The organism is Brevundimonas sp. Root1423 (genome assembly GCF_001426805.1).
This window is the reverse complement of the sequence record NZ_LMFL01000012.1, coordinates 543,834-557,912: the sequence shown is the minus strand read 5'-3', so window position 1 is coordinate 557,912 and position 14,079 is coordinate 543,834. Positions and strand designations below refer to the sequence as shown.

The 14,079-nt window shown below is 67.9% G+C and carries 15 protein-coding genes and 6 pseudogenes; 11 read left to right on the top strand and 10 right to left on the bottom strand.

Annotated features, from left to right (window positions below):
- Nucleotides 1-9: 9 nt before the first annotated feature.
- The 5 genes and pseudogenes from ASD25_RS10070 to ASD25_RS10050 all read right to left on the bottom strand — a co-directional run.
- A complete protein-coding gene (locus ASD25_RS10070; RefSeq protein WP_056616930.1) occupies nt 10-225 on the bottom strand; it encodes a KTSC domain-containing protein in 216 nt (71 codons plus the stop codon).
- 21 nt (nt 226-246) lie between these two features.
- Nucleotides 247-708 carry a ribosome maturation factor RimM gene (gene rimM, locus ASD25_RS10065; protein WP_056616928.1) on the bottom strand — a complete coding sequence of 154 codons (462 nt, stop codon included), beginning with the start codon at nt 706-708 and terminating at the stop codon, nt 247-249.
- 143 nt (nt 709-851) lie between these two features.
- Nucleotides 852-1,344 (bottom strand): annotated as a pseudogene (gene rpsP / locus ASD25_RS10060) (30S ribosomal protein S16).
- A 24-nt stretch (nt 1,345-1,368) separates the two neighbouring features.
- A pseudogene (locus ASD25_RS10055) lies at nt 1,369-1,653 on the bottom strand (signal recognition particle protein); the annotation flags it as partial.
- Between the two features lies 1 nt (nt 1,654).
- Nucleotides 1,655-2,845: pseudogene (locus ASD25_RS10050) on the bottom strand (signal recognition particle protein); the annotation flags it as partial.
- A 367-nt stretch (nt 2,846-3,212) separates the two neighbouring features.
- On the opposite strand from ASD25_RS10050, the gene ASD25_RS10045 reads away from it, so the two are divergent.
- Together ASD25_RS10045 and ASD25_RS10040 are read left to right on the top strand one after the other, a co-directional pair.
- Entirely contained in the window at nt 3,213-3,512 is a 300-nt protein-coding gene (locus ASD25_RS10045) for a UrcA family protein (protein ID WP_056616922.1), read from the top strand.
- A 136-nt stretch (nt 3,513-3,648) separates the two neighbouring features.
- Nucleotides 3,649-3,963: a UrcA family protein gene (locus ASD25_RS10040; protein WP_056616919.1), complete on the top strand. Its 315-nt coding sequence runs from the start codon at nt 3,649-3,651 to the stop codon at nt 3,961-3,963.
- Nucleotides 3,964-4,066: 103 nt separating this feature from the next.
- On the opposite strand, the gene ASD25_RS10035 is transcribed toward ASD25_RS10040, so the two are convergent.
- Complete coding sequence (locus ASD25_RS10035) at nt 4,067-6,241, bottom strand: M3 family metallopeptidase (RefSeq protein ID WP_056616917.1); 2,175 nt, start codon at nt 6,239-6,241, stop codon at nt 4,067-4,069.
- 122 nt (nt 6,242-6,363) lie between these two features.
- Between ASD25_RS10035 and ASD25_RS10030 the strand changes: the two genes are divergently transcribed.
- Genes ASD25_RS10030 through ASD25_RS10020 form a run of 3 tightly spaced genes read left to right on the top strand, consistent with a single transcriptional unit; the run spans nt 6,364 to nt 8,162 of the window.
- Nucleotides 6,364-7,215, top strand: a complete 852-nt coding sequence (locus ASD25_RS10030) for a glutamate racemase (protein ID WP_056616914.1) — start codon at nt 6,364-6,366, stop codon at nt 7,213-7,215.
- Between the two features lie 3 nt (nt 7,216-7,218).
- Complete coding sequence (locus ASD25_RS10025; RefSeq protein ID WP_056616911.1) at nt 7,219-7,587, top strand: MmcQ/YjbR family DNA-binding protein; 369 nt, start codon at nt 7,219-7,221, stop codon at nt 7,585-7,587.
- A gap of 50 nt (nt 7,588-7,637) precedes the next feature.
- A complete protein-coding gene (locus ASD25_RS10020) occupies nt 7,638-8,162 on the top strand; it encodes a hypothetical protein (RefSeq protein ID WP_056616909.1) in 525 nt (174 codons plus the stop codon).
- Here ASD25_RS10020 and ASD25_RS10015 read toward each other — a convergent pair.
- The 4 genes and pseudogenes from ASD25_RS10015 to ASD25_RS29310 form a co-directional block, all read right to left on the bottom strand.
- Nucleotides 8,159-8,692: a carboxymuconolactone decarboxylase family protein gene (locus ASD25_RS10015; protein WP_056616906.1), complete on the bottom strand. Its 534-nt coding sequence runs from the start codon at nt 8,690-8,692 to the stop codon at nt 8,159-8,161. The genes ASD25_RS10020 and ASD25_RS10015 overlap by 4 nt on opposite strands.
- 143 nt (nt 8,693-8,835) lie before the next feature.
- Nucleotides 8,836-9,084 (bottom strand): redoxin domain-containing protein, encoded by a 249-nt coding sequence (locus ASD25_RS10010; protein WP_235562702.1) that lies wholly within the window; start codon nt 9,082-9,084, stop codon nt 8,836-8,838.
- A gap of 21 nt (nt 9,085-9,105) precedes the next feature.
- A pseudogene (locus tag ASD25_RS10005) lies at nt 9,106-9,527 on the bottom strand (redoxin domain-containing protein); the annotation flags it as partial.
- A 1-nt stretch (nt 9,528) separates the two neighbouring features.
- Nucleotides 9,529-9,711: redoxin domain-containing protein (locus tag ASD25_RS29310; RefSeq protein WP_156389272.1), on the bottom strand; the 183-nt coding region annotated here is incomplete at its 3' end.
- Between the two features lie 199 nt (nt 9,712-9,910).
- Between ASD25_RS29310 and ASD25_RS10000 the strand changes: the two genes are divergently transcribed.
- From ASD25_RS10000 to sdhA, 6 genes and pseudogenes are all read left to right on the top strand, one after another.
- Complete coding sequence (locus ASD25_RS10000) at nt 9,911-10,837, top strand: SIMPL domain-containing protein (RefSeq protein WP_235562690.1); 927 nt, start codon at nt 9,911-9,913, stop codon at nt 10,835-10,837.
- A 6-nt stretch (nt 10,838-10,843) separates the two neighbouring features.
- Nucleotides 10,844-11,284 (top strand): HIT domain-containing protein, encoded by a 441-nt coding sequence (locus tag ASD25_RS09995; protein WP_056616898.1) that lies wholly within the window; start codon nt 10,844-10,846, stop codon nt 11,282-11,284.
- Nucleotides 11,285-11,402: 118 nt separating this feature from the next.
- Nucleotides 11,403-11,783: a succinate dehydrogenase, cytochrome b556 subunit gene (gene sdhC, locus ASD25_RS09990; RefSeq protein WP_056616895.1), complete on the top strand. Its 381-nt coding sequence runs from the start codon at nt 11,403-11,405 to the stop codon at nt 11,781-11,783.
- On the top strand, nt 11,780-12,187 hold the full coding sequence (gene sdhD / locus ASD25_RS09985; RefSeq protein ID WP_082572321.1) for a succinate dehydrogenase, hydrophobic membrane anchor protein: 408 nt from the start codon (nt 11,780-11,782) through the stop codon (nt 12,185-12,187). The genes sdhC and sdhD overlap by 4 nt, the downstream gene beginning before the upstream one ends.
- 6 nt (nt 12,188-12,193) lie before the next feature.
- A pseudogene (locus ASD25_RS09980) lies at nt 12,194-12,492 on the top strand (FAD-dependent oxidoreductase); the annotation flags it as partial.
- 1 nt (nt 12,493) lies between these two features.
- A pseudogene (gene sdhA, locus ASD25_RS09975) lies at nt 12,494-14,079 on the top strand (succinate dehydrogenase flavoprotein subunit); the annotation flags it as partial.

Here is a 14,079-nt window from a genome sequence, read left to right as displayed (position 1 = left end):
AGCCTAGGCTCAGCCCGGAGGCGTCGCGATCAGCACCCGCTCGAACGGGTAGCGGTCGCGGATGTCCGAGGCGAAGAACCGGCCCTTCGAGAAGGCGGCGCGAAAGGCCGCCTCCACCTCCGGCGGCACGCCTGCGTAGTCGTAGACGTCGCCCGAGGTGAAGGTCACGCGCAGGCGGCGTTGCGGTTCGTCATAGCTGAAACGGCGGATGACGGAGGAAGGCATGCCTCCGGAACGCGGGCGACCTCAGTCCGGTTCGCGCTCCCCGACCTCGGTCGGCTTAACCGCCAGCAGCCAGCCGTCGGCGATGTGCAGTTCGGGCACGGCGTCCTTCGTGAACGGCAGGTACCAGGTCGGGCCGCCCGTCGCCGGGGCGATCTCCAGCATGTCGTCCGCGCCGAAATTCTGCACCGCGCGGACCGACCCCAGCACCACGCCCTCGGGGTCGCGCGCTTCCAGTCCGACCAGATCGGCCAGGTAGAATTCGTCCTCGTCCGGCTCGGGCAGGCGGTCGCGGTGGATGTAGAGCTTCAGCCCGCGCATGGCGTCGGCCTGTTCCTTGGTGGCGATCTCCTTCGCGCGGCCGACCACGGCGGTCTTCTCGGGCCGGGCCGAGGTCAGGGTCAGGCCGGGCGTGCCGTCCTCGCCCTTGACCCCGAACCCGCCGGCGACCTGGCCGACGAGGATGAGTTTGCTGTCGGTGGTCATGGCAAGAAATCCCGCTCATCCCGGCGAACGCCAGGGCCCAGATACAAACGCCGCCGCCAGATAGCAGAAAAGCAGCACCCGGGCTTCGGGCGCTGCTCTCTGTCATCTGGATCCCGGCGGTCGCCGGGATGCACGGATGAGGCTTAGGCCTCGGTCTTCTCTTCTTCGGTCGCTTCAGCGGCCGGGGTTTCTTCAGCAGCAGCTTCGGCCGGAGCCTCTTCCGCGGCGGCTTCAGCCGGGGCTTCCTCGGTCACAGCTTCAGCGGCCGGAGCCTCTTCAGCAGCGGCTTCGGGCTCGGGGGCCGGAGCGTTCTTGGCGGCTTCAGCGGCGGCCTTGGCCTCTTCCTTGGCGCGGACGGCGGCTTCAGCGGCTTCCACCTTGGCTGCAGCTTCTGCTTCCGCACGGTCGGCTTCACGCTGGGCGCGCTCGGCGGCGCGTTCCTGGGCCTTCTTGCCCGGCTGCGCCTTGTTCGGGTTGTTCGACTGGGTCCACTTGACCTTGCCGGCCAGGGCTCGGGTTGTAGGTGCCGACGCGCTCGATGAATTTGCCGTCGCGCGGCGAGTGGCTGTCGGCGACGACAATGTAGTAGTAGGGGCGCTTCTTGGCGCCACCGCGGGCCAGACGAATCTTCAGCATTTTCAGTCTCTTTCTTTGGTCGTTCTATTTCTTGGGAGGGAAGCCCGGCAAGCCCGGAAGGCCCCCCGGAAGTTGTCCGCCGCTCAAGCCCGCGATGCGGTCCTGAAGGGCTTTCAGTTCGTCGGCGCTGGGTTCCGGCATCTTGCCGCCGCCCATCGCTTTCAGTCGCGCCATGTCGGGGCCGCCGCCGAGGCCGCCACCGCCGAGACCGCCCATCATGGCGGCCATCTGCTTCATGCCCTTGCCGCCGCCGCGCGACATGGACTTCACCATGTCGGCCATCTGGCGGTGCTGTTTGAGCAGGCGGTTNCGCCACCGCCGAGACCGCCCATCATGGCGGCCATCTGCTTCATGCCCTTGCCGCCGCCGCGCGACATGGACTTCACCATGTCGGCCATCTGGCGGTGCTGTTTGAGCAGGCGGTTGATCTCCTGCACCTCGACGCCCGCGCCGGCGGCGACGCGCTTCTTGCGGCTGGCGTTCAGCAGGTCGGGCTTCTTGCGCTCGGCCTTGGTCATCGAGCTGATGATGGCTTCCTGGCGCGCGATCATGCGGTCGTCGACGCCGCTGTCGGCCATCTGGGCCTTCATCTTGGCGACGCCGGGCAGCATGCCCATGATGCCCTGAAGACCGCCCATCTTCTTCATCTGCTGCAGCTGGCCGGCCAGGTCGTTCAGGTCGAACTGGCCCTTGGCCAGTTTGCGGGCCATGGCCTCGGCCTTGGACTGGTCCAGCTCCTGCGACGCCTTCTCGACCAGGGCGACGATGTCCCCCTGACCCAGGATGCGGCCGGCGACGCGGCGGCCGGTGACGGCCCGCATCGACAGCATGGCCCCACCGCGCCCGTCGCCGTCGGCGCGGGTCAGGACCAGGCCGGTCAGCGGCAGGCGGTCGTGGAAGGCCTTGGCCGTGCGGACGGCGTCCTGACCGGTCAGGCTGTCGGCGACCAGCAGGGTCTCGACGGGCTTGGAGACGGCGGCGACTTCGGCCACCTCGGCCATCAGGGCCTCGTCCAGGGTGATCCGGCCGGCGGTGTCGAGGATCAGGACGTCGAAACCCTGAAGCTTGGCCGACTGCAGGGCGCGTTTGGTGATCTGGATCGGCGACTCGCCGGCCACGATCGGCAGGGTGGCGACCTCGATCTGTTTGCCGAGGGTGGCCAGCTGTTCCATGGCCGCCGGACGACGCGTGTCCAGCGAGGCCATCATGACCTTCTTGCGATCGAACTTCGTCAGGCGCAGGGCCAGCTTGGCCGAGGTCGTCGTCTTGCCCGAGCCCTGCAGGCCGGCCATCAGGATGACGGCGGGCGGCGCAGCGTTCAGGTTGATCGGGGTCGGCTCGTCCCCGCCCAGCATCTCGACCAGGCCGTCATAGACGATCTTGACCACCTGATCGGCGGGCTTGACCGCATCGCCTCGGAGACGTCCTTCTCGGACAGGGCGCCGCGCCCGGTGATCCGGTCGAAGACGCCTGTCAGCCGCTCGTTCAGAGCCTCGAACATTCACTACCTCGTCAGCCCGAAGGCCACCTGCATCCGACGGGTGAAACAGTCTCCATAGCGAAATGGCCTCCGGCGACGATCACGTCGGCGGAGGGTTCTCGCCATCCTCGTCCGGCCGAAACCGGGGTCGTGATGGTGGAGACGCGAGGTTCACTTGCGTCGGAAGCGGCGGCTTATGGCGGAATTGTCGGCCAGAGTCGAGCGCCAACCCACAACCGCGCGTCCAGACCCTTATCGCCGTTCAGGTTTCCGCGAATTCATCAAGCGTCGCTATTTCGCCGTCGAATACACATGAGGCTGCAACGGACCGGGCGCATCAGGCCATGGTCGCCGACAAGAGCGACGTTGATCTCCCCAGGAGTTCGTCATGAAAGCCCTCGCTTCTCTCGCCGCCATCGCGGCTCTCGCCATCGCCGGTACCGCCTCGGCGCAGGAGGCGCGCATCGTCTACCGCGACCTCGACATGTCCAGCGCGCCCGGAGCCAACGCCTTCGACGCCCGCGTCGAGGCCGCCGCCCGATCCCTGTGCCGGAACGCAAGGAAGCCCGGCAGCCTCCTGAGCGACCGCGCCTTCTGCCGCGCGGCCGTTCAGAGGGAGGCTGTGCGCCTGCTGCCCGGACCGGTGCAGGTCGACTACGCCCTCGCCCGTCTCCCCCTCGTCGTTTGACATAAGCCAGACTTTTGTCTGGCTGATCAGTTCTCGGCCTCTTGTCGAGTATTTGTCGCATTGCTGATCTGGCGTCTGTCACACGAGCCTATCATCTGCCTTGTGTCGCACCCCCCGCGACAAGGAGGATAATCAGATGATCAAGACCGCCCTCGCCCTCGCCGCCGCGGCCCTGCTTTATGCAGCCCCCGCGGCGGCCCAGACCGTCCGCGTGCCGTTCGGCGACCTCAACCTGTCGACCGCCTCGGGCGCCGCAGCCTTCGACGCCCGCACCGCCGCCGCGGCGCGGGACGCGTGCGCCCTCGGCTCGCGGCTCGTGAACGATAACTGCGTCCGCCGCGTGCAGCAGGAGGCCGTCCGCAGCCTTCCGGCGGCGCGTCAGGACGACTACGCCCGCGCCCGCCGCGGCGAGCGAATCCTGGCCATGGTCGCCCCCGCCTGGCCGGCGTGAGCCGCACAAAAGAGAGGCCGGCGGAGCGATCCGCCGGCCTCTCTCATTCTGACCTCCGCGCCATGCGCGGCGCCCTCAAGCAGCCCGAAGGGCGATAGGGCCTCTAGGAAGTCGGGAAGCCTCGGACCTTGAGCAAGGCCGTCACGTCCGGGTCGCGGCCGCGGAAGCGGCGATAGGCCTCGGCGCGGTCGGTGGTATTGCCCTCGGCCAGGATGATGGCCTTGTAGCGGGCCCCGATGTCCGGATTGAAGACGTCGCCCGACTCCTCGAAATAGGCCCAGGTGTCGGCGTCCATCACCTCTGACCAGAGGTAGCTGTAATAGCCGGCCGAATAGGCGTCCGAGGTGAACAGGTGATTGAACTGCGGCAGGCGGTGCCGCATCACGATCTCCTTCGGCATGCCCAGCCGGGCGAGGCTTTCGCGCTCGAAGGCGTCGATGTCGGTCGGCGGCGTGGCCTGGGTATGCAGGTCCATGTCGACCAGGGCCGAGGATAGATAGCTGACCGTGTCATAGCCCTGGTTGAAGGTGTTGGACGCATCGATCTTGTCGACCAGCGACTGCGGCATCGGCTGGCCGGTCTCCACGTGCTTCATATAGCCGTCCAGGATCGGCCGGCTCAGCACCCAGTGCTCATGCACCTGCGAGGGATATTCGACATAGTCCCGCGGCGTGCCGCCCAGCGCCGGATAGGTATAGGCCGCCGCCAGCGAGTGCAGGGCGTGGCCGAACTCGTGGAACAGGGTCTGGGCGTCGTCCAGCGAGATCAGGATCGGCTCCCCGCCCTCGGACTTGGTGAAGTTGTTGTTGTTCGACGCCAGCACGTTCCTGACGCCGTCATAGGTCGAATAGCTGCGGTAGCTGGTCGCCCAGGCGCCCGACCGCTTCCCGGCCCGCGAGAAGTCGTCCGAATAGAACAGGCCGATGTGGCGGCCGGTGGCCTTGTCCTTGACCTCGAACACCTCGACGTCCGGCGTGAAGGTCGGAACCGTCCCGCGCGGCAGCGGCGTGAAGTCGAAACCGTACAGACGCCCGGCCATGTAGAAGGCGCCGCGCTTGACGTTGCCCAGCTCGAAATAGGGCTTCAGCTCGTTCTGATCGAGGTCGTACTTCTGCTTACGGACCTTCTCGGCATAATACAGATAATCCCACGGCTCGATCTCGTGTCCGGCGATCGCGCGCATGTCGGCGACCTCCTCGATCACGCGCGCCTTGGCCGGCGCCCAGACGCGGTTCATCAGCTCCATGGCCGCGGCCGGGGTCTTGGCCATGGTGTCCTGCATCCGCCATTCGGCGTGGTTGCGGAAGCCCAGCAGCTTCGCCCGCTGGTCCCGCAGGCGCACGATCTCGGCGATGGTCGCATTGGTGTCGTTGGCGTCGCCGTTGTCGCCGCGGTTGACGAATTTGCGCCAGACCTGCTCGCGCAGCGCGCGGTCGTCGGCGAAGCTCAGGAACGGATCCACGCTGGACCGGGTGTTCACGATGGCCCAGCCCTGCAGGTTCCGCGACCGGGCCGCGCCGGCAGCGGCGGCCTTGTTCGAGGCGGGCAGGCCGGCGACGCCGGCTTCGTTCGGGATCAGCGTCCAGGCGTTCTCGTCGGCCACGACCTTCTGGCCGAAGCTGGTGAAGGCGTTGGACAGGGCGGTGTTGATCCGGCCCAGTTCGGCCTTCTGCGTCGCGTTAAGCGCCGCGCCGTTGCGGATGAAGGCGTCCCGGCTGCGCGTGGCCAGACGGGTCTGTTCGGCGCTCAGGCCCGCGGCCGCGGCGCCGTCGGCGACGGCCTTCACGCGCTGGAACAGCTTTTCGTTGAAGGTGATCTCGTCGCCCGCCGCCGACAGGATCGGCGAGACCTCGCGGTCCATCGCCTGATAGTCGGCCGAGCCGATGTTCGAGGTCATCACCCCGTAGATCGCGCCCGCGCGCTGCAGCGGCTGACCGGCCATCTGCTGGGCCACAAGGGTGTTGGCGAAGGTCGGCGGCGCGGGGTTGTCGGCGATGGCCGCGATCTCGGCGCGGCGCAGCTCGATGCCTTCCAGCATGGCGGCCTTCAGCTTGGGCGCGGTGACGCGGTCCCACGGCGGCACGCCTTCGTAGGGGCCGGTCCAGACCTGCAGCAGTTCGGCCTGCGGCGTCTGCGCCGGCAGGATCGCGCGGGCCGCGGCCGCGTCCGCGGCGAGGGTCGTGGCGGGAGTTCCTCCACCCATGGCTGTTCCGTTCGAGGCGCAGGCCGAGAGGGCGAACAGGCTGCCCCCGGCGATGAGAAGTTGGCGTCTGTGCATGAGAAACTCCGTGGAGGGCGTTCGTTTCCGCGACCCTAGGCGCTCGGGCCGCCGGCTGTCACATGACAGGGCCGTAATCTTCGCCGGTGGACGCGGCGGGACCGCAAGTCTAAAGCCCGCCCATGGCGATTGGCGTATTCGACTCCGGCGTGGGCGGACTGACGGTCCACCGCGAACTGACGCGGCGGTTCCCCGACCGGGATTTCGTCTATCTGGCCGATCAGGCCAACGCCCCCTATGGCGGGCGCGGCGGCGAGGAGATCGTCGAACTGACGCGCGCGGGCTGCGAACGCCTGTTCGAGGCCGGGGCCAATGTCATCGTCCTGGCCTGCAACACCGCCAGCGCCATCGCCCTGCGCCGGCTGCAGCAGACCTGGGTGCCCGAGGCGCGGGCGCGGCATGGCCGGCCCATCAACGTCCTCGGCATCATCGTCCCGACCATCGAGGCGGCCACGGGCCTGCCCTGGACCTACGAGCGCACGGCGGTCGACGACAAGATCGAGGCCATCGACATCACCGGCGTCTTCTGCACGGCGGCGACGGCCATGAGCCGGGTCTACGAGATCGAGATCGACAAGCGGCGCGAGGATCTGGCCGTCTTCTCCGAACCCTGCCCGGGTCTGGCCGGCCTGATCGAACTGGGCGCCCCGACCGAAGAGCTGAAGGTGGTGGTCGAGGATCATGTCGACGCCCTGCGCCGCCGCATCGGCCGCCATCCGGATCAGGCCATCCTCGGCTGCACCCACTATGAGATCGTCGCCGACCTGTTCGCGGCCGCCCTGCCGCCCGGCACCCCGGTGATCCACCAGCCGACCGCCGTGGCCGACGCCCTGTCGCGCTATTTCGAACGCCATCCGGAGTACGATCTGGGCGGTTCAGGCCGCCGCGACTTCCTGACCAGCGGCAAGGCCGGTCCGCAGTCGGAACTGGTCGGCCAGTTCTGGGGCGCCCCCCTGACCTTCACCCCCGCCTGATCCATGCAGGCGCCCGCCGACGCCGCCGACCGGCTCAGGGCCTTCGGGCTTACCTATCCCGAGGTCGCGCTGAAAAGCCCCTGGCCCGGCCACGCCGATCTGGCGGTGCGCGACAAGACCTTCGCCTATCTGAGCGTGGCGGGCGAACCGTTCAGCCTCTCGTGCAAACTGCCCTTCTCGGCGGAACAGGCCCGCGAAATGCCGTTCGTGACGCCCACCGGCTACGGCCTCGGCAAGAGCGGCTGGGTCACCGCGTCATGGCCGGAAGATATCGACGACCCGATGGCGATGTTCCGCAGCTGGATCGACGAAAGCTACCGCGCCCAGGCGCCGAAAAAGCTGATCGCCCTGGCCCCGGCCTTTCAGCCCTGACTTGACGGCGCAGCCGTTCCGTCGCCCCTTTGGCGGCGGGAGGATATCCGATGCTCAGACCCCTGCTCGCCGCCGCCGTTCTGGCGCTGTCCGTGACGCCTGCCGCAGCCGAGGTTGTGGCGCGCACCGCCGACAGTTTCACCCTGCGCTATGCGGTCGGCGCCGAGATCGATCCGGGCGACATTCCGGGCGCGCTCGTGGACCTGCCGAAATGGTGGGACTCCGCCCACACCTACAGCGGCTCGGCCGCCAACCTCAGCCTCGACCTCACGCCCGGCGGATGCTGGTGCGAGAAGCTGGCCGACGGGACCGATTTCGACCACGGACGCACCGTCTCGGTCACGCCTGACAGCTTCCTCTTCAACGCCCCCTTCGGTCCCCTGCGCGGCAAGACGACAAAAGCCGAACTAACCGTCACCTGGCCGGCGGCCAACAAGGGCTGGACCCCGACCTGGACCATGGTCGTCGAGGGCCCCGGCATCGGCGCCATGGCCGACGGCGTCGACGCGGTCATGGGCGCCGGCTACCAGCGCTGGCTTCGTTATCTCGAATACGGCGAGTCGCAGGCAGCCTAGCCGGCCAAGGCGGCTTCAGACGCGACGATCCGGCTTGCGGCGTGAACCACCGCGCCGATGCGCAGCGCGGCCTGGACTTGGGTGGCCGGCACGCCGTGCTTGCGCAATTCGCTCTCGTGGGCGTCCAGACAGGCGCCGCAGCCGTTGATCGCCGACACCGCCGTGGACCACAGCTCGAAGTCCATCTTGTCGACGCCCGGATTGCCGATGACGTTCATGCGCAGGCGGGCGGGGATGGTCGTGTACTCCTGGTTCTTCATCAGGTGCAGCGACCGGTAGTAGATGTTGTTCATGCCCATGATGGCGGCGGCGGACTTGGCCGCGCTCATGGCCTCGGGCGACAGGACGGTCGCGGCCTGGGCCTCGATCGCCTTGACCACCGGCGCGACGCCGATGGCGTGGGCCGAGGCGAGGAAGGTCCCCCATTTCTGCTGGTCGTTCAGCACCGTCTCGGACGCCAGAGAACCGAGGTTCAGGGAGATGTCCTTGGCGTAGGCCGGGATGAGGTCGCGAAGCGCGTCGATGGTCATGGGGAAGCTCCGTCAGAAGAAGTGCGGAACGCGCTCAAGCAGCGAGCCGCCGCGCGGCGAGTGCTAGCGCGCAAAAAGGGTCCGTAAAAACGAAACAGGCGGCGGCTCGCGCCGCCGCCTGTCAGGAAGACGCTGACGTTACTTTACGCCGCCAGCGTTTCGCCGCCCACCGGGCGGTTGCAGGCGCACAGCTCGTCGGTCTGCAGGGCGTCGACGACACGCAGGGTGTCGGCGGGGGCGCGGCCCACGTTCAGATTGGTGACGTAGACGTGCTGCACGACGTTGTGCGGGTCGACCACGAAGGTGGCGCGCAGCGCGACGCCCTCGGCTTCGTCCAGGACGCCCAGGTCGCGGGCGAATTTGCCGCCGTTGTCGGAGCAGGTCTGGCGCAAATTCGTCAACCGCGGCGACANTTGGTGACGTAGACGTGCTGCACGACGTTGTGCGGGTCGACCACGAAGGTGGCGCGCAGCGCGACGCCCTCGGCTTCGTCCAGGACGCCCAGGTCGCGGGCGAATTTGCCGCCGTTGTCGGCGAACTGCCAGATCGGCAGCTTCGACAGGTCGGCGTGGTCGCGGCGCCAGGCCAGCTTCACGAACTCGTTGTCGGTCGAGCCGCCGAGCACGACGGTGTCGCGGTCGTCGAAGTCACGGGCCAGCGAGGCGAACTCGGCGATCTCGGTCGGGCAGACGAAGGTGAAGTCCTTCGGATAGAAGAAGATGACCTTCCACTTGCCCTCGAAGCTGTCCTGGGTGACGGCCTCGAAGGCCGAAACGCCGTTTTCTTCGTGGCTGTTGAAGCCCGGCTTCTGGGCGGCGGCGTTCGGGTTCTGGCGNGATCTCGGTCGGGCAGACGAAGGTGAAGTCCTTCGGATAGAAGAAGATGACCTTCCACTTGCCCTCGAAGCTGTCCTGGGTGACGGCCTCGAAGGCCGAAACGCCGTTTTCTTCGTGGCTGTTGAAGCCCGGCTTGACGCCGATGATCTTGAAGTCCGGCAGTTTTTGACCGACGCCCAGCATCGCTGTTCTCCTGAAGTCTCTGAAGGAAGGAATCTGTAGAGCGCCGGGGGAGCGGCGCTGCGGATGCGAAATGGCTTGTGCAGTGCACAAAGTCAATGTGTGGACTCCATAATGTTCTATAGATTTTGCCTATGGATCACATAGGCCTGGCCGCGCCTTTACGAAGCTTGACCCGCCCGGCAAGGTCGGTCCGTCAATCATGAGAGAGACCCGCATGCGCCGACTGTCCGCCGTCCTGCTGATCGCCGCCGTCGCGGCGCCCGCCCTCGCCCTTCCCGCCGCGGCCCAGACCCCGCCGGCCACCATCGGCGAGCGCTATGTGCCCGCGCCCTGGTGGATGCGGGATCCGGTCATCGCATCGATTGGCTTCGTTCGCGCGGAAGTCGCCGCCAACCGCGCCAGTTTCGGCGCCACCTTCCAGTCGGTCGACCGCTCGGCCGCCGACGCCTCGCGCAAGGCGGCCGATCAGGTGCGCGCCCTCAGCCAGGCGCTGGCCGCCTATGGCGTCGACAAGGTGCGGGTCGAGACCAGCCTGACCACCCAGCCGCTGTACGACCAGTATCGCGACGAGAACGGCATCCTGCGCGACAACGTCCGCGCCGACCAGATCGAACGCTATCAGGCCAACGCCAACGTCAGCGTCACCGTCCGGGACAGCTCCGTCCTCGAGCGCGTCTACGCCACCGTCCTGGCCGCGCAGCCCACTTCAACCAGCCCCGTGTCGTTCCATCTGGAACCCGACAATGCAGTCAAGACCTGGCTGCAGGGCGAGGCGGTCAAGGATGCGGCGCGCCGGGCGCGCGAGGCTGCGTCCAATGCGGGCGCTGCGCTGGGCGGGGTGCGGGTGATCGACCCAACCGGCCGGGCCTGCCAGACCGACGTGCTGGCCGGCTGGCCCTCCTATTCATCGGGCGACGGACTGGCGACCGACGTCAACGAGGTCGTGGTCACCGGGTCGCGGGTTCAGCGCGAATACGCGTCGCCCTCCGCTCCGCCTCCCCCACCGCCTCCCCCGCCGGGGGGCGCTGCGCCGTCCGAAGCCCAGATCGAGGCCGCCCGGCTGGCCCTGCAGCCGCCGCTGCGCGAACTGACCGACCGGGCCTGTGTCGTCTACGGCCTGAACTGACGGGTCATGGTCGCCGACTTTAAAGCCGACCCCGCCTTCGACGCGGGTTCCGTCGTGGTCTGCGACTGGCCGCTCTGCGAGGTGCGGCTGCAGGACGACGGCCGCTTTCCGTGGCTGATCCTGATCCCCCGTCGATCCGGGCTGCATGAGCTGGAGGAACTGACGGCGACGGAACGCGCCGCCCTGATGGACGAAATCGTCCGGGCCGGAGATCTGGTGCGGGCGCTCGGCGAGGCCGCGGGCCGGCCGGTGCAGAAGCTCAATGTCGGCGCCCTCGGCAATGTCACGGCCCAGCTGCATGTCCATGTCGTCGGCCGCCGCCACGACGACGGCCTTTGGCCCGATCCGGTCTGGGGCCGCGGCGCGGCCCTGCCCTATGGCGCAAACACACTGCAGGCGGCGGTGTCGCGTCTCCGCCTGCTAGCGCGCGACGCCACGGCGAAATAAGCGGCGCAACGCGTTCTGACCCTCAAGCTTCGTTGACCCCCGCCGCCCCGCTGCTTAAAGCCAGAGCACCGATTTTGAGCGGCTGAATTCGCTCAGGTTTCTGAGAACCATTCGCAATATGTCGACCTCTCCCCTGCCGGGCGACGCCTCGAACGACCCGACCGACGACCAGACCCTGAACCGGATGACCGGCGGCGCCCTGTCTGTCGGATCGGTGCTGGTCGCCCTGTGGCTGCTGGCCCTGGCGTTTGGGCCCGACGCCTATGCGACCTTCACCGGCTGGATGGGATCGCCGCTGGGCCTGCTGGTCTGGTTCGGCCTGACCCTGGCCCTGTTCCTGCACCTGACCGGGGGCATCCGTCACCTGATCTGGGACGCCGTCATCGGCCTTGCGCCGAAGTCGGCCGACGCCCTGTCCTGGGCCTCCATCATCCTCGGCGTCGTCGGAGCCGTGGCCTTCTGGGTCTTCCTGTTCGCCTCGGGGAGGGTTGTGCTGTGAGCCGCGAAACCAAGGCCTACATCAAGGGCGTCAAGGTCTCCGAGCGCCACGGCGCCGGCGAATGGACCGCCGAACGTCTGTCCTCCCTGATCCTCGTCCCCTTGACCCTGTGGGGTCTATGGAGCGGCTTCGTCCTGTCGGGCGGCGGCTACGACGGCGCGCGCGAGTGGTTCGCCTCGCCCGTCAACGCCGTGCTGCTGGCCGTGACCCTGCTGGTCAGCGTCTGGCACATGAATATGGGCCTGAAGGTCATCGTCGACGACTATATCCACAAGCCCGGCTCGCGCACCGCGTTGCTCGGCCTGATCGGCCTGCTTTGCCTCGTGATCGCGGCGGCGGGCGTCTTCTTCATCGTACGGCTGGCGCTGGGCTCCGCCCCCCTGCCCGCCGGCTTCGGGATCTGACGGCTGATGGCTGCTTATGAATTTGTCGATCACGCCTATGACGTCGTCGTCGTCGGCGCGGGCGGCTCGGGCCTGCGCGCCGCCCTCGGCGCCGCCCAGCAGGGGCTGAAGGTCGCCTGCGTCACCAAGGTCTTCCCGACCCGCTCCCACACCGTGGCGGCCCAGGGCGGCATCTCGGCCTCGCTCGGCAACATGGGCGAGGATAGCTGGCAGTGGCACATGTACGACACCGTCAAGGGGTCGGACTGGCTGGGCGACCAGGACGCCATCGAATACCTCGTCCGCAACGCGCCCAAGGCCGTCTANAACATGGTGTCGCAGGTCAGTTGCGGGCGAGGATAGCTGGCAGTGGCACATGTACGACACCGTCAAGGGGTCGGACTGGCTGGGCGACCAGGACGCCATCGAATACCTCGTCCGCAACGCGCCCAAGGCCGTCTACGAGCTGGAACATTGGGGCGTGCCCTTCTCACGCACCGATGAGGGCAAGATCTACCAGCGCGCCTTTGGCGGCATGACCCGCAATTTCGGCGAGGGCCCGGTGCAGCGCACCTGCGCTGCCGCCGACCGCACCGGCCACGCCATCCTGCACACCCTGTACGGCCAGTCGGTTCGCCGCGAGGTCGAGTTCTTCGTCGAATATTTCGGCCTCGACCTGATCATGCAGGACGGCGCCTGCACCGGCGTGACCGCCCTCAAGCTCGACGACGGCACCCTGCACCGCTTCCGCGCCAAGCTCGTCATCCTGGCCACCGGCGGCTACGGCCGCGCCTATTTCTCGGCCACCTCGGCCCACACCTGCACCGGCGACGGCAACGCCATGGTGCTGCGCGCCGGCCTGCCGCTGCATCTACGGCGCCGGCTGCCTGATCACCGAGGGAGCCCGCGGCGAGGGCGGCTATCTCACCAACTCCGAGGGCGAACGCTTCATGGAGCGCTATGCGCCGACCGTGAAGGATCTGGCCCCGCGCGACATGGTCAGCCGCTCCATGACCATCGAGATCCGCGAAGGCCGCGGCGTGGGCCCGAACAAGGACCACATCAACCTGCACCTCGACCACCTCGATCCGAAGATCCTGCACGAGCGCCTGCCGGGCATCTCGGAAAGCGCCAAGATCTTCGCCGGCGTCGACGTGACGAAACAGCCGATCCCGGTCCTGCCGACCGTCCACTACAACATGGGCGGCATCCCCACGAACTATCACGGCGAGGTCCTGACCAAGGTCGGCGACAACGCCGACAGCGTCGTGCCCGGCCTGATGGCCGTGGGCGAGGCGGCGTGCGTCTCGGTGCACGGGGCCAACCGTCTGGGCTCCAACTCCCTGACCGATCTGGTGGTGTTCGGCCGCGCCGCCGGCCTTCGCTGCGGCGAGGTCGTGGACAAGGCGTCGAAGGTTCCGGACGCGCCCGCATCGTCCACCGACGGCCACGTCGCCCGTCTGGACCGCTTCCGTCACGCCAACGGCTCGACCCCCACGTCGAAACTGCGCATCGACATGCAGCGCGCCATGCAGTCCGACGCCGCCGTCTTCCGCACCGGCAAGACGCTGGAAGAGGGCGTCGCCAAGCTGCGCGCCATCCACGCCGCCGGCGACGACATCAAGACGACGGACCGCGGCCTGATCTGGAACACCGATCTGGTCGAGACGATGGAGTACGACAACCTGATCGATCAGGCGCTGGTCACCATCGAGGGCGCGCTGAACCGCACCGAGAGCCGCGGCGCCCACGCCCGCGAGGACTTCCCGGACCGCGACGACGTGAACTGGATGAAGCACACGCTCGCCTGGAAGGTCCCCGGCGACGCTGTGAAGATCGACTACCGCCCGGTGCATAATTACACGATGTCCGATGACATTGCGTACATCGAGCCCAAGGCTCGGGTTTACTAG